Annotated in this window: 14 protein-coding genes and 1 tRNA gene; 9 read left to right on the plus strand and 6 right to left on the minus strand. The window is 60.4% G+C overall.

What is annotated here, in order from left to right:
• The first annotated feature begins 89 nt into the window (after positions 1 to 89).
• Positions 90 to 848, plus strand: a complete 759-nt coding sequence (locus AC0X69_RS19645; RefSeq protein WP_482610020.1) for a proteasome-type protease — start codon at positions 90 to 92, stop codon at positions 846 to 848.
• Positions 845 to 1,810 carry an L-threonylcarbamoyladenylate synthase gene (locus tag AC0X69_RS19650; RefSeq protein WP_482610022.1) on the plus strand — a complete coding sequence of 322 codons (966 nt, stop codon included), beginning with the start codon at positions 845 to 847 and terminating at the stop codon, positions 1,808 to 1,810. Before AC0X69_RS19645 ends, AC0X69_RS19650 begins: the two co-directional genes overlap by 4 nt.
• Here the strand turns inward: AC0X69_RS19650 and AC0X69_RS19655 are convergent.
• Entirely contained in the window at positions 1,807 to 2,853 is a 1,047-nt protein-coding gene (locus AC0X69_RS19655; protein ID WP_482610024.1) for an Ntn hydrolase family protein, read from the minus strand. The genes AC0X69_RS19650 and AC0X69_RS19655 overlap by 4 nt on opposite strands.
• Positions 2,854 to 3,017: 164 nt before the next feature.
• On the opposite strand from AC0X69_RS19655, the gene pgi reads away from it, so the two are divergent.
• The gene (gene pgi, locus AC0X69_RS19660; RefSeq protein WP_482610026.1) at positions 3,018 to 4,652 is read left to right on the plus strand and encodes a glucose-6-phosphate isomerase; all 1,635 of its coding nucleotides are present in this window, start codon (positions 3,018 to 3,020) and stop codon (positions 4,650 to 4,652) included.
• Positions 4,653 to 4,749: 97 nt separating this feature from the next.
• Here the strand turns inward: pgi and AC0X69_RS19665 are convergent, their stop codons facing one another.
• Together AC0X69_RS19665 and AC0X69_RS19670 are read right to left on the minus strand one after the other, a co-directional pair.
• Positions 4,750 to 5,037 (minus strand): GIY-YIG nuclease family protein, encoded by a 288-nt coding sequence (locus tag AC0X69_RS19665; RefSeq protein ID WP_482610028.1) that lies wholly within the window; start codon positions 5,035 to 5,037, stop codon positions 4,750 to 4,752.
• 202 nt (positions 5,038 to 5,239) lie between these two features.
• Positions 5,240 to 6,358: a methyltransferase gene (locus tag AC0X69_RS19670; protein ID WP_482610030.1), complete on the minus strand. Its 1,119-nt coding sequence runs from the start codon at positions 6,356 to 6,358 to the stop codon at positions 5,240 to 5,242.
• A 396-nt stretch (positions 6,359 to 6,754) separates the two neighbouring features.
• On the opposite strand from AC0X69_RS19670, the gene AC0X69_RS19675 reads away from it, so the two are divergent.
• Positions 6,755 to 6,831: transfer RNA gene (locus AC0X69_RS19675), tRNA-Arg, on the plus strand.
• Positions 6,832 to 7,014: 183 nt separating this feature from the next.
• On the opposite strand, the gene AC0X69_RS19680 is transcribed toward AC0X69_RS19675, so the two are convergent.
• Positions 7,015 to 8,892, minus strand: a complete 1,878-nt coding sequence (locus AC0X69_RS19680) for a potassium transporter Kup (RefSeq protein WP_482610032.1) — start codon at positions 8,890 to 8,892, stop codon at positions 7,015 to 7,017.
• Between the two features lie 356 nt (positions 8,893 to 9,248).
• Positions 9,249 to 10,184, minus strand: coding sequence for a 4-hydroxy-tetrahydrodipicolinate synthase (gene dapA, locus AC0X69_RS19685; protein WP_482610034.1), 936 nt, complete (start codon positions 10,182 to 10,184; stop codon positions 9,249 to 9,251).
• Positions 10,185 to 11,456: 1,272 nt separating this feature from the next.
• Here dapA and AC0X69_RS19690 point away from each other — a divergent pair.
• Entirely contained in the window at positions 11,457 to 11,816 is a 360-nt protein-coding gene (locus AC0X69_RS19690; protein ID WP_482610036.1) for a transporter associated domain-containing protein, read from the plus strand.
• 193 nt (positions 11,817 to 12,009) lie between these two features.
• Here the strand turns inward: AC0X69_RS19690 and AC0X69_RS19695 are convergent, their stop codons facing one another.
• On the minus strand, positions 12,010 to 12,477 hold the full coding sequence (locus AC0X69_RS19695) for a hypothetical protein (RefSeq protein ID WP_482610038.1): 468 nt from the start codon (positions 12,475 to 12,477) through the stop codon (positions 12,010 to 12,012).
• Between the two features lie 510 nt (positions 12,478 to 12,987).
• Here AC0X69_RS19695 and AC0X69_RS19700 point away from each other — a divergent pair.
• From AC0X69_RS19700 to AC0X69_RS19715, 4 genes are all read left to right on the plus strand, one after another.
• A complete protein-coding gene (locus AC0X69_RS19700) occupies positions 12,988 to 13,077 on the plus strand; it encodes a K(+)-transporting ATPase subunit F (protein WP_482610040.1) in 90 nt (29 codons plus the stop codon).
• A 187-nt stretch (positions 13,078 to 13,264) separates the two neighbouring features.
• Positions 13,265 to 15,382 carry a potassium-transporting ATPase subunit KdpB gene (gene kdpB / locus AC0X69_RS19705; protein WP_482610042.1) on the plus strand — a complete coding sequence of 706 codons (2,118 nt, stop codon included), beginning with the start codon at positions 13,265 to 13,267 and terminating at the stop codon, positions 15,380 to 15,382.
• A gap of 124 nt (positions 15,383 to 15,506) precedes the next feature.
• On the plus strand, positions 15,507 to 17,192 hold the full coding sequence (gene kdpA / locus AC0X69_RS19710; protein ID WP_482610044.1) for a potassium-transporting ATPase subunit KdpA: 1,686 nt from the start codon (positions 15,507 to 15,509) through the stop codon (positions 17,190 to 17,192).
• 21 nt (positions 17,193 to 17,213) lie between these two features.
• Positions 17,214 to 18,122, plus strand: coding sequence for a potassium-transporting ATPase subunit C (locus AC0X69_RS19715; RefSeq protein WP_482610046.1), 909 nt, complete (start codon positions 17,214 to 17,216; stop codon positions 18,120 to 18,122).
• Positions 18,123 to 18,249 lie beyond the last annotated feature (127 nt).

Raw genomic sequence — 18,249 nt, forward strand, 5'->3', positions numbered from 1 at the left:
TTCCTTGGCCTGTGGCTTCGCCGCACTTGTGCCCTGGCCTGAAACTTGTAAGTCCTGAGCCGTTTTGGCGCGAACCGCGGCGGAGCCTTATGACCTATTGTTGCGGCATTCTCGTGCGCGATGGACTGGTGATGATCGCCGATACGCGCACCAACGCCGGGCTCGACAACATATCGACGTTCCGCAAGCTGTATCTCTTCGAGCGGCCGGGCGAGCGCGTGCTGATGCTCGCCGCCTCGGGCAATCTTTCGGTGACGCAAGGCGTCGTGAATCTGATCAGCGACGGCATCGAGGATGTCGAAAGCGGCGTCTTCGAGAGCGTCATGAACGCGCCCAGCATGCTGCATGCGGCGCAGCTCGTCGGTCGCGCGGTGCGGCTTTCGCGCGCGCAGACGGGCAGCGCCGAGGGGGAGCCCGCGGCGCAAGGCGTAAGCTTCGACGTGTCGCTGCTGCTCGGCGGACAGATCGCTGGCGGGCCGCTCCGTCTCTTCATGATCTATACCGCCGGCAACAGCATCGAATGCACGCCGGACACCAATTATCTGCAGATCGGCGAGCACAAATACGGCAAGCCTATCCTCGACCGCGCCGTCAATTTTGACACCAACATCTATGACGCGCTGAAGATCGGCCTCATTTCGATGGATTCGACCATGCGCTCGAATCTGTCCGTAGGCATGCCGATCGACATCGCGCTGCTGCGTCGCGACGCGCTGCAAATCGAGGTTGCGACGAGGATCGGCTCCAACGACCCGTATTTTCGCGAGTTGCGCGAGAGCTGGTCGAAGGCGTTGCGCGAGGCGCATATGGCGATCCCGAAGCCGCCCTACAGCGGCCGGAGCCCGTGACAGCCGTTTTGCCGGCCGACGCCGAGGCGATTGCGCGTGCTGCAGAGATCCTGCGCGAGGGCGGGCTTGTCGCTTTTCCGACGGAGACCGTCTACGGCCTGGGCGCCGACGCGACGCAGGCCTGGGCGGTCGCTCGAATCTACGACGCCAAGGACCGCCCGTCGTTCAATCCGCTGATCGCCCATGTCGCCGATCTCGACGCCGCGCGGCGCGAGGCGGAACTCCCCGAGCTCGCGCTGGGCCTCGCTGAAGCCTTCTGGCCGGGGCCGTTGACGATCGTCGCGCCGCTCGCCCCCGGCGGCTCGGTCTGCGATCTTGCCAGAGCCGGACTGCCGAGCGTCGCCGTTCGGGTTCCCGCCCATCCTGTCGCGCGAGCGCTGATCGGTGCGCTTGGCCGCCCGATCGCGGCCCCTTCCGCCAACCGCTCCGGCCATGTGAGCCCGGTGACGGCCGCGCATGTCGCGGAGGATCTCTCGGGCAGGGTCGAGATGATCCTTGACGGCGGCCGCACCCCCGCGGGGCTGGAGTCGACGATCGTGTCGTTCTGCGAGGCCGCCCCTGTTCTGCTGCGGCCGGGCGCCGTGACGCGCGAGGCGATCGAGAAGGTCCTTGGCGAGACGCTATCGGCGCCGGCGCAGGCTGAAATCATGGCCCCGGGCATGACGCCGTCCCATTATGCGCCGGAGGCCCGGCTGCGCCTCGAAGCGCATGAACTCGAGGAAGGCGAGGCGGCGCTCGATTTCGGCGGCAGGCTCGCCGCGCGCGCCAGGCCCGGCGCTTTCGTGCTCGATCTTTCGCCTTCGGGCGATCTCGTCGAGGCCGCCGCCAATCTTTTCGCGCATTTGCGGGAATTCGATAGCCGCCACATCGCCGACGTCGCCGTGGCGCATGTGCCGGAGCGGGGATTGGGCGAAGCGATCAACGATCGGCTGCGGCGCGCGAGCGCGCCGAAGCTGGATTAAGCCGCGAGCGCCGTGGGCGTCGCCGCCCGCAGGCAGAAGTCCTGCGTCACAGGCGCCGGCTGGCCCTTCACATAGGGGCACTCGTAGCCGCGCGCGGCGAAATCGCCGGCGCCGACGCTGCACATTTCCACCGCGAGCCGCGTGAGGCGATTCAGCACCGGCTCGTGCACCCAGGAAAAGCGCGGCGCGTCGGGCGCGACGGCCTGCATCGCGGCCTTGCGGCTGACGTTATTCTCGTAACTCATGCGCGCCTGCCAGCCGGCCTGCGGCTCCTGCCAGTCATTGACCACGATGACCGGGCCGCGCAGAACGCGCGCGTCGCATTCGGTGCGCTCGATCAGCGCCATCTCGCCGCGCCTGACGCCCGCGAGCGTAAATAGCGTCGGACGGGCGAGCGGCGCGCTGGCGATGCACGCGACGGCTTCTTCGAAATCCGCACAATTTTCAAAGGCGTAACGCAGCAGATGATCGGGCGGCCAGCCGCCTTCGCTTGCGATGGCGTCGCGCAGATTGAGCGCCGCGTCATAGGCGAGGCCGAGCGCGCCCTGCGTGCGCCGCTTCATCGGCGCCTGGTTGATCGCCGCGCAAAAACGCCCGGGCGCCATGGCGCTGAGCACGCCGACGGCTCCAGGCCAGGTGGCGTTGTAGAATTCGCCGGCGGCGCCCGACTGCCACGCGATTTCGACGCCCTTGCCAAGCCCCTGGAAGGGCCAGTCGAGCGTCCGGCGCAGGCGCGGCAGACCGTGTTCGTCCTCATAGGCCTGGGTCGTGCAGGCGAAGAGATAGGACATGTTCAGCGTCATCGCGCCGGGAAAGCCGAGAATCGCGACGATGCGCTCGAGCTCCGCGCGATAGGCCGAGGCCGAGCGCTTCAGCCAGTTCGCCGCGATCCGGTCAATCGGCGAGAGGCACACCCGGCTCATCGGCGCGACGACGCCAAGACAAGCTTTGCGGAGCGCGGCGGCGGCGGCGATCCGCGCCTGCGCATGGGCGACGGGGCCGCCATCGCGCACGTCGAGGAAGGGAATCGCGTCCATCGTCATCCCGCTGTCAGATAATTGTCATGTAACAGATACGGATTTCACATCCTGCTGTCACAATACAGTAAAAATTTAGGGGCGTTCGGCCGGCGGTAAAGACCGGCGTTTTCTTGCCCGCGAATCGGCTACAACCGCGCTGAGGACACTGCTTGCTTTGCGAGAGACGCATGTCGGACGCCGTCGCGGTCGCTTTTGACGCTTTGAAATTTCATGCCGCCGCTCTGGAGCGCACGCGAACGCTAGATCTCTTCGCCGAGGATTCGGCGCGCTTCAGGAATTTCAGCGTCAAGCTCGACGATCTGCTCTTCGACTTCTCGAAGCACAGAGTGACGCGCGAGACGATTGCGCTGCTCGTTTGTCTTGCGAAGGCGCGAGATCTCGAAGCGCGGCGCGCGGCGCTGTTCTCTGGCGACCTCGTCAACAACACCGAGAAGCGCGCCGCGATGCATATGGCGCTGCGCGATCTCTCGGCTCGTCCGCTTCTCGTCGGCGGCGACAACATGCGGCCGCTCATCGAGGCCGAACGCGAGAAGGTTTTCGCCTTCGCGCGCGCGGTGCGCTCGGGCGATGTCGGCGGCGCGACCGGCGCGCCATTCAGCGACGTCGTCAATATTGGCATTGGCGGTTCTGATCTCGGCCCGGCGATGGCGGCGCGCGCGCTTTCGCCTTTTCGCGGCGACGGCCCGCGCATGCATTTCGTCGCCAATGTCGACGGCGCCGATCTCGCCGACACGCTGCAGGATCTCGATCTGTCGCGCACGCTGTTCATCATCTCGTCGAAGACCTTCACCACGCAGGAGACGATGGCGAACGCCAGAAGCGCCCGCGCGCGCATCGTCGCCGCGCTCGGCGAAGCGGCGGTGAAGGCGCATTTCGCCGCCGTGTCAACGCGGCTCGACAAGGTCGCCGAATTTGGAATCGATCCTGCGCGCGTCTTCGGATTCTGGGATTGGGTGGGCGGACGTTATTCGCTCTGGTCGTCGATCGGGCTTGCGCTCGCCATTTCGATCGGGCCTGAGAATTTCCTGCAGTTTCTGCAGGGCGGCCATGACGTCGACATGCATTTCCTCGAAGCGCCGCTTGAACAGAATATCCCGGCGCTGATGGGACTACTCGGCGTCTGGCACAGAAATGTCATGGGATGCGCCGCGCAGGCGGTCATTCCGTATGATCAACGGCTCGCGCGCTTTCCCGCCTATCTGCAGCAGCTCGACATGGAGTCGAACGGCAAGTCGGTGACGCGCGACGGCGCGCCGGTCGACTATGAAACCGGGCCGGTGATCTTCGGCGAGCCCGGCACCAATGGCCAGCACGCGTTCTTTCAGCTTCTGCACCAGGGAACCGACGTCGTTCCGATCGACTTCCTCGTCGCCGCCGAACCCACCGACGCCGACCAGCATCATCATGAATTGCTGTTCGCCAACTGCCTGGCGCAGGCCGAAGCTTTTATGCGCGGCCGAACGCTGGAGGAAGCGAAGGCGCAATTGCGCGGGCAGGGGCTAGCCGAAGAAGAGGTGGAGCGGCTTGCGCCGCATAAGACGTTTTCGGGCGATCGACCGTCGAGCGTATTGCTCTATCGCCATCTCGATCCGCGCACGCTCGGGCGCCTCGTCGCGCTCTATGAGCACAAGGTTTTCGTTCAGTCGGTGATCTGGGACATCAATCCCTTCGACCAGTGGGGCGTTGAATTGGGCAAGGAGCTCGCCAATCGTTTGGCGCCGATCGTCGAGAACAACGACGAATCGACGCAGGGGCTGGATGGATCGACGGCCGGCCTGATCGCCTGGCGAAGGGCGCACTAAGCCGCGCGTCATTGCGAGCGAGGCGAAGCAATCCAGAATCGTGAGGCGGCCGCTGGATAGCTTCGTCGCTGCGCTCCTCGCAATGACGCCGTGCGCATCACAGCAGCTGTTCATAGAGATCGCGCCATTCGGGATTCATCGTCTCGATCAAAGAAAGTTTCCTTTTGCGGGATCCGGCTTTGAGCTGTTTCTCTCGCGCAATTGCGTTTAGCATCGTGTCGTAGAATTCATACCAGACGAGCCTCTTGCAGCCGTAACGCGCCGTAAAGCCGCGTAGAGCCGCCTCGCGATGCTGCCAAACTCGGTGCGACAGGTTTGAAGTGACGCCGGTATACAGCGTGCCATTTCGCTTGCTCGCGACGATATAGACAGCCGGGTTTTTCATAATCGTGGATATTATACCGTCATTGCGAGCGAAGCGAAGCCATCCAGAGGCATGAAGCGGCCCCTGGATTGCTTCGTCGGCTTTGCCTCCTCGCAATGACGAGCCGCAAAGCCGTCATTGCGAGCGAGGCGAAGCAATCCAGAATCGTGAGGCGGCCGCTGGATAGCTTCGTCGCTGCGCTCCTCGCAATGACGACTTTCTCTCACACCGCCTGAGCGACGAGAACGCTCGCAAGAGCGGGCAATGGATTGCGCGCTAGCCGGAACTGGCCAAAACCCGCTTCGCGCAGCAGCGCCTCGATCTCGTCCACGCGGCGCGGCTCGCCGCGGCCCATCGCCAGCGTGTAGAAGCCATAATAGGCGTCGAGCGGCTCGGCGCCTTTGACGCCCGACATGCCTTCGATGATGAGCAGCGTGGCGCCGGGCGTAAGCGCCTTGCGCACATTGCAGAGCAGCCTGAGCGCTGACGCGTCGTCATGATCATGCACGATGCGGATAAGCGTCGCGACGTCGGCGCCCTCCGGCAGAGGATCGTTGAGGAAGTCGCCGCCGTGAATCTGCGCGCGCCCGAGCAGGCCCGCCGCTTCGAGCCGCTGTCTCGCGCGCGCCGCGACGGCGGGGAGATCGAACAGGGCGAGCTGCAGATCCGGGGCGCGCGCCGCTGCGGCGGCGAGAAACACGCCTTCGCCGCCGCCAATGTCCAGGAGGCGCCGATGACGCGTGATATCGTAGGAGTCCAGCGCCTCCTGCGCGACCATCGGCTGCGTCGCCGCCATGAAGGCGCTGTAGGGGCCGACCTGTTGCGCCGAGAGCGCTGTCGGCGCGTCGCCGTCCGAATAAGGCCAGTAGTCGGCAAGCGCGCCGCGTTTCTCCTGGCGCAGCAGCGCGACCGGATCGGCGAGGTCGGTGTAAAACAGCGGCTGATGTCCGACGATGGCGAGCGCCTGGGGATTGCCGGCGAAGGCGGCCCCGAGCAGCCCGAGGCCGTATCTGCCGCCGCTGCGCCGCTCGGCGAGGCCGAGAGAAGCGGCGGCGTCGACCAGGCGCCGGGTTGCGGCCTCGGAAAGCGCGAGTTTCGCCGCGAGCGCCTCGACGCTCAGAGGGCCGTCGCGCAACACGTCAAAGAGCTTGAGTTGCGTGCAGGCGACGAGCACCTGCGAGTAGACGAAGCCCGCAGCAAGGTCGAGCCCCGCGCGCGCGCCGCGCCGCGCCAGGGGACGGGTCACCGGGTTCTTCAGCGCCCAGCGCTGAAATCGTGGATTGGAGACGAGCCTGTCGCGCGCGCTGCGCAATCGATCGAGCCATTGGTCGAGAAACATCAAGGGGTCCCCGCGCTTGCATCGCCGCCATAGCACGAGGACGTGACGCTCGTCTCATTTAGGACCGGCGTTGCGGGGCGGCGTCCCATCCTGTAGAAACGCAATGCGCCTGCGCCCGTAGCTCAGCTGGATAGAGCGTTGCCCTCCGAAGGCAAAGGCAAGCGGAAACTGCAGGTGCAAGCAAGAGAGAATAGTAAGCGAAGTCAGGGTGTTGGCGAAGGCGCAAAAAGTTTGAGAATTCGCTTCCCGGACCACGGAAGCATCGCGGAAGCAAACTGGAGGGAGTTATAGGCAACAATTGTCGGTGTCTGGAGGTCGTGAAAAGTCAGCCAAATTGTAATCGGATCCGGTCTTGGTGATTGACTGCGATCCATATCTCCCGCTATCGCACTCTAACATGCGCCCGTAGCTCAGCTGGATAGAGCGCCACCCTCCGAAGGTGGAGGCCACACGTTCGAATCGTGTCGGGCGCGCCAATTCGCTGCCGGTTCTCAAGCAGCCTGAGATTTGAGGACCGTGATTGGAATTTGGCGGAATTTCGGCGTCCATTTTTTCTCAAGTATTCCTCATCCTCTTCAGTCTCGAGGCCGCATTGGCCCATGCAATAGTCCTTCATCGCCACCTCGATGATCGGAGTCATCGCGCTGGCCGCGCTCCAACTAAATCTCGACTTGACCGCCCAGTTCAACGACGCGTCCCGGCGGGATCTGAAAAAATTCCGTCGCTGGAAGCGCGTTGCGGTGCAGGAACTGATAGATTCGCAATTTGAACCTTCGCCACTTAGACAGTCCAGTTGGAATAATCGTCAATCGGCCGACGAAGAAGGAGGTCTCCATCATATTGAAGTGAAATGGGACTGAAAGCGATTCGAGAAGCAATGCGCGAGGGATGTCCGGCTGCTCCATAAATCCGTAACGAACATTGATCGCATAGAAATCGGCTTCAAGCGGCGTTGTCTCAACGCGTTGCGAAGGATCAACACGCGGGATTTGCTCGGTCTCGACGTGCAAGAGCACGATGCGTTCATGCAGGACCTTATTGTGCTTGAGATTATGCAACAGCGGCACCGGAACGACGTCGATGCGGCTAGACATATAAACCGCTGTGCCCTTGACGCGGGACTTGCCGCGAAATTGCGCAATGAAACTTGGTATCGGGAGAGTGTCGCGCTCCAGAGCGGCGCGCATGTCGGCATAGCCTTCCGCCCAGCAACTCATCAGAAAATATAGTACGGCTGCGGTAACGAGCGGAATCCAGCCGCCCTCAAAGAACTTCACCATGTTGGCGGCGACGAAGGAGCCGTCGACGAAAATAAAAACGCCGGCCAGCGCGAGGCTGACGACCATACTCCAGCGCCAGACTTCTCGCATTGCGATGAGCATCAGAATGCTCGTCAACAACATCGTCAACGAAACGGCGATTCCGAACGCCGCGGCGAGATGTTCCGACGAACGGAAGGAAATGGTGAGGATCAAAGTGAGCGCCATCAACGCCCAATTGACGAAGCCGACGTAAATCTGACCGTAGCTTTCCTCGGATGTCTGCACGATATGGATGCGCGGCAGCAGCCCCAGTTGGATCGCCTGGCGCGTCATCGAGAAGGCGCCGGTTATGATCGACTGGCTCGCGATCACGGTCGCGATTGTCGCAAGACCCACAAGCGGCAGTTGCAACGCCGGAGGACAAAGATCGAAGAATGGGTTGGCGGGTGCCGAGGGCGGACTTTCGACAAGAAGCGCGGTCTGACCCGCGTAATTGAGCAGCAGCGCCGGCAGCACGAGGCCGTACCAGGCAAGCCGGATCGGCCGGCGGCCGAAATGTCCCATGTCCGCGTATAGGGCCTCGGCGCCCGTGGCGCAGAGGAACACGGCGCCGAGCAGCAGAAATCCAGCCAATCCATGCGTGGCGAGATAACCCAGGCCGATGGCCGGATTGAGCGCAAAGAGCACGTCTGGGCGTTTGACGACGCCGACAAGGCCCAAAGCGCCAATGACCAAGAACCACAGCGTCATGACGGGGCCGAAGAACTTTGAAATGCGCGCCGTGCCTTGCGATTGAAAGCTGAAAAGGCAGACGAGAACCGCAACGGAAATTGGCGCGACATAGGGCGCGATCGCCGGAGCCGGCGTCTTCAATCCTTCGATCGCGCTTAGGACGGAGATCGCCGGCGTGATGGCGCCGTCGCCAAAGAGCAGCGCGGCGCCGAGCATTCCGATGGCGATGACGAAAGGACGGCGTCCGTGTTTGACGCCAAGCAGCGATATAAGCGCCAGAATGCCTCCCTCGCCCTCGTTGTCGGCGCGCATAATGACGGCGACATATTTAATCGACGTAATGATGGTGAGCGTCCAGACGATCAGCGAGAACATGCCGAGCGCCTCTTCTGGCGCCATGGCGCCGCCGGACCATGCGATCGCGGTCTTGATCGTATAAAGCGGGCTTGTGCCGATATCGCCATAGACGACGCCCAAAGCGCCGAGAGCAAGCGTCCTCAGACGCGCCTTTTGGCTTTCCGTCGCTTCCGCCTTTTCGAGCATCGACGCTCCCAATTGCACGGTGTCAATATTGATCGTATCGTTCCGTTCGCTTGCCGCGACTTCCCCGCGCGACGTGGGAGCGATGCTTAGAACGAGTAGAATTTCATCGTCTCGCTTTTGTCACCGCCGAAAAAGCCCGCCGCGCCTTCGAGAAGGGTTACACTTCCACGTGAAGATTTGGTTCGGGCGAACGTCGAACTGTCAGCTCGGGCCAGCGTCTTGTCACCGATCTCGATATGGCCGCTTTTCGTGACCGTGTCCCACTTGGACGGCGGAGCGGCCGGCTCCGGGGGGCCATGCGGCCCGCTTGCAAGTTTTGCACAGCGGCGATTGTCACATGCAGTAGCCCGCTGCTGTCAATTGACAAGCCCAAGGTCGGCAAGAGCCGCCACGACGGCCTTGCCTGTCGCGTAACTCACGGGCGTGAGCGGAAGTCTTACTTCCGGACTGAACCAGGGCCTCACGAACGACAGAGCGTATTTGATCGGGCCAGGATTGGTTTCCAATCGGAGCGCCCGTAGCAACGGTGATAACTGCATCTGGATCGCGGTGGCGCGGCTCCAATTGCCCGCGCTGCACGCCTTCTGCATCTCCGCCCATAGGTTCGGCACAACGTTGGCGACCACGGAAACCGATCCCTGCCATCCAGCCATGCGGGACAGAACGCAGGTCGTATCATCCCCCGACAGACGAACTAAATTTGACGCCACCGAAAGCGGAGCCGAGGCAAGGCGCCTAGGGTCGCCCGTTGCATCCTCGATCGCGACAATATTCGGTATTCCTGCCAGTTCCGCGAGCGTCTCCGGCAGAATGTCCACACCCGTTCGCGATGGATTATTTTCAATGATGAGCGGGAGTCCGACGGAGCGGGCGATTTCGAAGTAGTGGCGATAGATCCCCAGCTGACTCGGCTTATTGTAATACGGTGTTACGATTAGGGCTGCCGCCGCGCCCGCCGTTTCGGCCGCCTGCGTCAGCAGGATCGTCTCGCGAGTGCAGTTCGTTCCGGTCGTAGCGATGACTGGAATGGAACCCACCGCCGTCCCGACAGCTATCTGCAGCAAGTGATCGAACTCTTGCAGTGTGAGCGTAGACCCTTCCCCTGTCACGCCGCCTACGATCAGGCCTTGGCTACCCTGCTCCATTTGCCAATCGATAAGATTGACGAACGCCTTTTCACAGATGCCCTCGTTGGAGAATGGCGTCGCCAACGCAGAGAGCGAGCCACGAAGCGCCCGCTTCAGATCGGAGAAGGGTTCTTCTCTCGCCTTGACCCGCAGCGTACAATGCAAGGGTAGGTCGGACAGATGCTCGCACCGCATATGCGAAGGAAACGTCACTGACATCCTGCGGATGGTTGCTGAGCTAGTGCTTCCGCCTCACGTCGCGACCACTGCGCGTTTGTTATCCACGCGTTCGCGTCGGAGCTTTGGGAGAGGCGCGTCAAGTCGACAGGAGATTTCGCCATCACCCGACTGCAGGCCCTGATTTTCTTCGGTAGCGTTCGCAAGCGGCTCGTGACTAGGGCTCAAGATTGTTGACGGCGCAAAGCAGAGTAGTGCTTGGAACCAAAGCCCCCCGGGCAACTGACTTCATAAGTCAATGTATTGTCAATTTCGTGAGGGAGCTTGTCTTCTTCCTGTCGCGCCGTAAGCGCAACTCATCGATTATGTTCTTACCTATCATGAATATCAAAGCGGCGGCGCCCAAGCCGAAGATTGGCTCCATCATTGTCATCTCCTCCATTGAGGATCATTTTGCGCGTAACAGTACGCCCAGCAGAACCCCGAAAGCAAAGGCGAGAAACGCGACATGGTGGGGTTCGAGCATGATCGTTTCTCGTTCTTTTCGAACAGCAGAAGTATGGACTCAAACAATGTAAAGAAGCCATTCAGAATATCTTCGTAGCGCATATACGCCGCATAAACGCCGATCTGAGCTCGCTGGAGCGTGTGCAATTGCGGCAGATGCTCAACAAGGGAAGGGGCCCGCGAACCGTCTTTTGAAGTAAACCACGCCGGTTAAGCTCGCGTGTTCGAGGCTTCCAGAGGGATATGCGCGGCGGACATCGTCGATCTGGCCAGCGACAGCACGATCTGGCGCGTTCTTAAAAAAACATGCTCAAATCGCATCCGAAGCGCCGCGCGTGATCATGCCGAAAGCGAGATCAGCGAAACTCGTAATCTTTATGGGGCCTTTATGTAGTTAGCGCGAGTTAGGAATGGCTTCTTTACGCCAACTTTCTTATGTTCCCTCATACCATCGTTGATGAGGGGAACACATGTCCGCAAAGATTTGCTGATGCGCTTGGCTTTTTTCAACATTGGTGGCGCTGTAATCGCAGCTGGGGCCGCCTTACTCTTGCAATGATATCGCGCCGGCCAGACGGCTGCGGCGCAAGCTGTTACGCTAGAGTTCTAGTTGCAGTGCGCGGGATCGGCTCCCATTCCCTGAATGAAATTGAAGTCGCCCGATCGGCTGTTGGAATGACGCGTTAGCGCCACTCGTATTCTTACGCCAATACGAAACGACAAGCCTCGCTGGAGCGGACTAACATCGATGCATTGCTCGGTATTTTGCTGAGGAGTTATGTCGGAATGCAACTCGTGAACCCGCACACCGGGATTCCGGTTCTGCTCGACGGTGCGACGCCGGTGCTCGACCTCAATCGCACGATGAACTGGAATCTGCCCGTCGAAGCAATCACCCTCGCTGGTTTCCTTATCCATGAGGCGAATTCTATCCCGGACGTGGGGCAGGTGTTCGCCTTTCATGGCTTTCGTTTCGAAGTAATAGGAAAGGCGCGCAATCGCATTACGGCTTTGAAAGTGACGCCTCTAAATGCGAGAAATCAGAACGACACGTGTTCGCGCGAAGCGACAGAGGTCGCGCCCTCCATCAAAAATATTCCATGCGGCAGGTGAAACTTGGAATTCCTGGGCGCGTTCCTGGAAAGATCCTATGTCCGATTTGGATCGAGACGCTCACGATGGCAGCGACCATTGCAATTAGCAATCCACCACATCAAAATTTGCGTCGGCAGTAGCGGAAAGGCGATTTTGCGCGGTCCAGCGCGAATAGGGGAAATCTCCTAATTCGCTGCCGATGCACAGGCGGTTATCCGAAGTTGTCACAGCAAACTGCATGCCCTGTAATTGACGGGAGTTCGGGCGCGTCAAGCGAACAGAATTGAAGCATAGCACTGGCCATACGCCTTGCCTCGAGAAATGCGCCCAAGATTGAGAGCGGCAGTTCTTCGTGACTTGCGTCTGCAGTGTCATCGAGCTCAACGGGCACATGTCTATATCTGGAAAGCGAGCAAAACCATTCGCCATCTTCATAGATGAGGCGGCGAAGTCTCCACGCCGGTAGTTCGAGTTCGATCAACGCGATGAACGCTTCAGTCCAGGCTCCAGCTTCGTATTCTTCGATGCGACTTGTTTTTCCAGCTTTTTTCAGCAGTGGAAACCGTATGCAAGCGTCCGCGATGACATTGGAGACGAAATCGGACGTAAGCGCCGGCCGAATTCGAATCTGCTCGTTCAATCGAGCGATGCGGTCCTCGTTTTTCGAGTTGCACAACATGACGCGGTCTCAGGAGAGCGATTGCCTTAGACGATGGTCTGAACGACATAGAAAAGCGAGGGGGGTGGGAAGTTTTCGTTATATAGAGGCCATAAGGGTCGGAACCGACTTTCATAAAGTCGCACTCAGCCGCGGAAGGCGGGATTGGCGTTCACACGGCTGGCGTTAGGCTGTTCTGTTGGGCGCTATTGTGGTCGGTTGGGGCGCGCAAGGGCGTATGAAAACGCCACGCCATATCTGGGAATCGTCGCCGACATGAGTCGTGGTTTCCGCACTGCCAAGATGTCTCATTTATATGAGAATCCTATATCGTAAAGCGCCTGCGCCTCTCGAAAATATATACGATTAATGGCATTTGAGGCGCTCGAATGAGGCGGATGACTGCTCGCGGCTCGAACGAGTGTTTTGGCCAGAGCGCCGGCGAATCGTCGTCAGTTTCCGCAGTTGGCGGCTCGTCACCCTAGCCGTCCCTGGCCCGCAAATGATCACTCTGACTGTTTAGAGGCAACGATGATCTTCGACTACTCCCTTTCAGGCCTCGTCACCGTGGGTCTCACGATCTATCTCACATACGTTCTGCTGCGGCCCGAGCGGTTTTAAGCATCTAACTATGCAAAGATCGTGATGTCTTTGCAGCGCTGGGCTTGTCTTCTTTGGACGTTCTGCGGCAGAGGACAACGCCACGAAATTCGTTGTTCAGCGCCATCTCTACTGAGGCGTCAACAGAACCGTTTTCTTCGACGCGCAAGCCGGAAGCTCAACTGACAAAATTCAACGGAGTTACGTGATGGAGACGTCTACCCTGCGTAAGCGTATGCCCGTTTCTGCGCTCGCAGATCCTGGGATTATCGGGCCTGCAATTCGCTCCGCCTTCATCAAGCTTGATCCGCGGGTTCTCGTGAAGAACCCAGTCATGTTCGTGGTCGAGGTGGTCGCGGCGCTCACGACCATCCTATTTCTGCGTGACTTGATATTCGGGGGAGAAAACCTGGGCTTCACTTTCCAGATCATAGTCTGGCTCTGGTTCACGGTCCTCTTTGCGAATTTTGCGGAAGCAGTCGCCGAAGGCCGCGGCAAGGCGCAGGCTGATGCATTGCGCCAGCAGCGCACCGAGGTGCAGGCGAAGCTTCTTAGCGGACCGAGCCTAGCAAACTACAATGTCGTCCCCGGCACCAGCCTCAGAACGGGCGACGTCGTGTTAGTCGAAGCCGGTGACATTATCCCTTCGGATGGCGAAGTGATCGAAGGCATTGCTTCGGTCAACGAGGCTGCGATCACCGGGGAATCGGCGCCGGTCATTCGCGAATCCGGCGGCGATCGTTCAGCGGTCACGGGCGGCACTCAGGTTATTTCTGATTGGATCCGTGTTCGGATAACTGCCGCGCCGGGCACCACGTTTCTCGACCGGATGATTCGATTGGTGGAAGGCGCAGAGCGCCAGAAGACGCCGAATGAGATCGCCCTGACCGTCGTGCTCGTCGGCTTGACTTTGATCTTTGTGATCGCAGTTGCCACCATACCCAGCTTCGCGAAATATGCGGGCGGCAGCGTCCCGGTAGCCGTACTCGTCGCCCTTTTTGTCGCCCTGATTCCGACGACCATCGGAGCACTTCTCTCGGCGATTGGCATCGCTGGCATGGATCGGCTGGTGCGCTTCAATGTGCTTGCGACATCGGGACGCGCGGTCGAGGCCGCTGGAGACGTCGATACGCTTCTGCTCGACAAGACCGGAACGATCACGCTCGGCAACCGGCAAGCAACCGAATTCAGGCCGCTGCGTGGCGTGACAGCAGAGGAGTTGGCGGATGCTGCACAGCTCGCCTCCCTCGCCGACGAGACGCCCGAAGGACGCTCGATCGTCGTGCTCGCCAAGGAGAAATACGGTATTCGCGGACGTGAGCTTTCTGAACTTCATGGAAATTTTATCCCATTCACCGCCCAGAGCCGTATGAGCGGAATGGAAGTCGGCAGCTCTTGGGTCCGTAAGGGCGCTGTCGATTCTGTCCTCGGCTATCTCGGCGCATCTTCGAGCGCGGGCGGGTCGACGGCCGGCGCCGTACAAGTGCTGGAGCGTGCGGTCAGCGCAGATGAAGTGCGAGAGATCAACGCGATCGCTGATGAAGTCGCGAAATCTGGCGGAACCCCGCTCGCCGTCGCGAAAGACGGCAAACTTCTCGGCGTTGTTCAGCTCAAGGACGTAATCAAAGGCGGCATTCGCGAGCGCTTCGCCGAACTTCGGCGCATGGGCATCCGCACTATCATGATTACAGGCGATAACCCGATGACAGCCGCAGCCATTGCGGCAGACGCTGGGGTCGACGATTTCCTCGCGCAGGCCACTCCCGAGGATAAGCTGCGCCTCATTCGTCAAGAGCAGGCTAAAGGCAAGCTGGTTGCGATGTGCGGCGACGGAACTAATGACGCCCCGGCGCTCGCGCAGTCGGATGTTGGCGTCGCAATGAACACCGGCACGCAGGCGGCTCGCGAAGCTGGCAACATGGTAGACCTCGACTCGAACCCAACCAAGCTGATCGAGGTCGTTGAGATCGGCAAGCAACTTCTCATGACACGCGGAGCGCTGACCACCTTTTCAATCGCCAACGACGTGGCGAAGTATTTCGCCATCATTCCGGCGATGTTCATCGCCTTGTATCCGCAGTTGGACGCGCTGAATATCATGCGGCTCGCAACCCCTCAGAGCGCCATTCTCTCCGCCATCATCTTCAACGCAGTGATCATCATCGCCCTCATTCCGCTGGCGCTGAAAGGCGTCGCTTACCGGCCTATCGGCGCCGCGGCCGTTCTAAGGCGCAACCTGTTGGTTTACGGCTTGGGCGGTTTGATCGTGCCATTCGTCGGAATCAAACTCATCGATATGATCGTGACTGCTCTACAACTCGCCTGACAGAAAAGGATTATCCGAATGGCGATCGTTTATCTCGTTCTCGGACTCGTAATCTTCGGGCTTCTGCTCTTGATGACCTCGGCGGTCGATCGAGCTTAGGCTAAGGACTCTGGAGCTGATCCTCATGGTTATGTACGCCATCCTGTTCGTTGTGCTCATCGTCGGCGGCACAGCTGTTCTATCCTGGCCGCTCGGTCGCTACATGAAATGGGCGATGGACCCCGACGCCTCCGAAAGCGGCCGTATCGACCGGTTCACCCGAGCTTTCCAGCTCTTCGGCGGCTCCGCTGCTCGGAAGGGGCAGGACTGGAAGGCATATACGGTCTCCATGCTCGTCTTCAACGCGCTGATGTTCGTGGTGTGCTTCGGCATCCTCGCCTTGCAGCAATATTTGCCGCTCAACCCTGACGGCATGGGACCGATCGAAGGAAGCCTGATCTTCAACACCGCCGCTTCTTTCACTTCCAACACGAATCTTCAGCATTACTCCGGCGAATCCACGCTGAGCTACTTCTCGCAGCTGGGCGCGCTGATGTGGTTGCAGTTCGTGTCGGCCGCGACCGGAATCGCCGCTCTTGCGGCGCTCGCCCGCGGTCTCGCCGGTCGGCAGGATATGGGCAACTTCTTTGTCGATCTGCAGCGAGCCTCGTTCCTAGTGCTGCTGCCGATAGCGCTTGTTGTTGCAACGCTCATGGTGCTCGGCGGCATGCCGATGACATTGGAGGGCGCCGCCAAAGCGATGACGCTGGAAGGCGTCGAGCAGACAATCGCACGCGGTCCGGTGGCGGCGTTCGTGACCATCAAACAGCTCGGAACCAACGGCGGCGGCTTCTTCGGGCCGAACAGCACGCATCCGTTGGAGAACCCGACGTTCTGGACCAACGCGCTCTCGATGTTCTGCATCATCATCATTCCGATGGCGAGCGTGTGGATGTTCGGCCGGATTATCGGCCGCATGCGTCATGCGGCGGTTGTCTTCGGCGTCATGTTGGCGCTTCTTCTGGCCAAGATCACAGGCGCTGTCTATTTCGAGTCGGCCCCGACGCAAGCTTTCGCCAGTCTGCCGATCGAGCAGAACGTCGGCAACTTAGAAGGCAAAGAAATGCGGTTTGGCGCGACGTCCGGACCGACCTGGGCCGTCATCACCACTTCGACAAGCAACGGTTCCGTCGGCGCGATGCACGATAGCCTCAACCCCATGACTGGGCTAATGCCGATGATCGGCATGTGGCTGAACGCGACCTTCGGCGGCGTCGGCGTCGGCATGATCAATATGTTCATCTATATGATCGTCGCCGTGTTCATCGCAGGGATGATGGTGGGCCGCACGCCCGAATATGTAGGCTGGCGCGTGGAGGCGCGCGAGGTCAAGCTCGCCATACTCGCGCTTCTAGCCCACGGGCTTTTCATTCTCGGCGGCGCCGCCATCTTCGCGGCGACGCCGTGGGGCGCGGAAACTCTGAACAACGTTGGCCCGCATGGATTTAGCGAAATGCTCTATGAGTTCAGCTCCGCCAGCGCGAACAATGGATCGGGTTTCGAAGGGTTGGGTGACAATACCGTCCCGTGGAACGTGGCAACTGGCATCGTCATGTTGTTAGCTCGTTTCATACCGATCATTCTGCCGCTGGCGATCGTCGGCTCGTTCGTCACCAAGCGGCGGAGCGCGGAATCGATCGGTACGCTAGGCGTGGAAGACGGCACTTTCGCTGGAATGCTGTTGGCGACGATTCTCGTCGTCGGCGCTCTGACCTTCTTCCCGGCCGCGACGCTGGGACCGGTTGCAGAGCATCTGATCTACATGAAGTGAATGGGCTCTAAGGACAAACACATGTCTTACTCATTATCGTTCGTCGCCAGTGTCCGCGTCACCGTGGCTACCATGCTCATTTGCGTTGTAGGGTATTCAGCGGTGATTTGGGGAGTAGGTCAGATAACCACTCCATATACGGCGTTAGGATCGCTGATCACTGCCCCAGACGGAAAGGTGATTGGCAGCCGGTTGATCGCGCAAAAGTTCGAGCAACCGCAATACTTTTGGCCGCGGCCGTCGTCGGCAGGAAAGGAAGGGTATGACGCGACAAGCGCGGCAGGCAGCAACAAATCCCCCACGAGTTCCGATCTCACGGATCGCGCGACCAAATTGGTTGAAAAATACGGCGCCACGGTTGAGAAGCCTTTGCCAGCCGAGTTGGCGGCCGCCTCCGGTGGGGGGCTGGACCCTCATATCAGTGAGCAAGCGGCTCTGTATCAGGCGGGCCGGGTAGCTCAAGCGCGGGGCCTTCCAAAGGCTCAAATCGAGAGCATTGTTCGGGAGCACGCGTTTGCGCCGGGCGGGTTCTTGGCTCCGGACCGTCTTGTGAACGTGCTCGAACTCAATGTCGCGCTCGACACGCTGGCTGCTCCGGTTGCAGCGCCCGCTCCCACTACCGAGCCTGCGCCGGCGCCTTCGCCGACCGGTTCGCCACCTTCCGGAGCTGAGAGGAATATTCCTTCTTCCGCCCCAACTCCTGCTCCGTCGGAGCCACGGGTCGAAACGGCGCCCGCTCCCGCGCCTGTTCCTGGAATCACTCCCAGCCGGCCAGCCGCGGATAGCGCCGAAGCCGAAAAACTCAGGAGGAAGCAGTGTGCCGCCCAATGGAAGGCCCAAAAGATCGAGCTGAGGAAGGCCAACCCGACGATGAACTGGTCCGAATACCGGCGCGAATGTGATAAGCGGCTGAAGGCCTCACAGCAATGAGTGGTCTCAGCTCGGTTGCTTCGCTGTATATGGAAGTCGCCGCGCGAGAGCTTTGGGGCAGCAGGGACGAGAAATTGGACAATGGTGGGCTGTCGTGAGGCGAAAGGTGAAGAGGATGCGTCTGCGG

This window comes from Methylocystis sp. Uni0008 (assembly GCF_056838045.1).

Coding starts and splice junctions, on each gene's coding strand:
- kdpA (WP_482610044.1), top strand. CDS start 15,507: ATGGTTATGTACGCCATCCTGTTCGTTGTGCTCATCGTCGGCGGCACA.
- AC0X69_RS19655 (WP_482610024.1), bottom strand. CDS start 2,853: ATGACGATGGACGCGATTCCCTTCCTCGACGTGCGCGATGGCGGCCCC.
- AC0X69_RS19645 (WP_482610020.1), top strand. CDS start 90: ATGACCTATTGTTGCGGCATTCTCGTGCGCGATGGACTGGTGATGATC.
- AC0X69_RS19665 (WP_482610028.1), bottom strand. CDS start 5,037: ATGAAAAACCCGGCTGTCTATATCGTCGCGAGCAAGCGAAATGGCACG.
- AC0X69_RS19715 (WP_482610046.1), top strand. CDS start 17,214: ATGTCTTACTCATTATCGTTCGTCGCCAGTGTCCGCGTCACCGTGGCT.
- AC0X69_RS19680 (WP_482610032.1), bottom strand. CDS start 8,892: ATGCTCGAAAAGGCGGAAGCGACGGAAAGCCAAAAGGCGCGTCTGAGG.
- AC0X69_RS19700 (WP_482610040.1), top strand. CDS start 12,988: ATGATCTTCGACTACTCCCTTTCAGGCCTCGTCACCGTGGGTCTCACG.
- kdpB (WP_482610042.1), top strand. CDS start 13,265: ATGGAGACGTCTACCCTGCGTAAGCGTATGCCCGTTTCTGCGCTCGCA.
- pgi (WP_482610026.1), top strand. CDS start 3,018: ATGTCGGACGCCGTCGCGGTCGCTTTTGACGCTTTGAAATTTCATGCC.
- AC0X69_RS19695 (WP_482610038.1), bottom strand. CDS start 12,477: ATGTTGTGCAACTCGAAAAACGAGGACCGCATCGCTCGATTGAACGAG.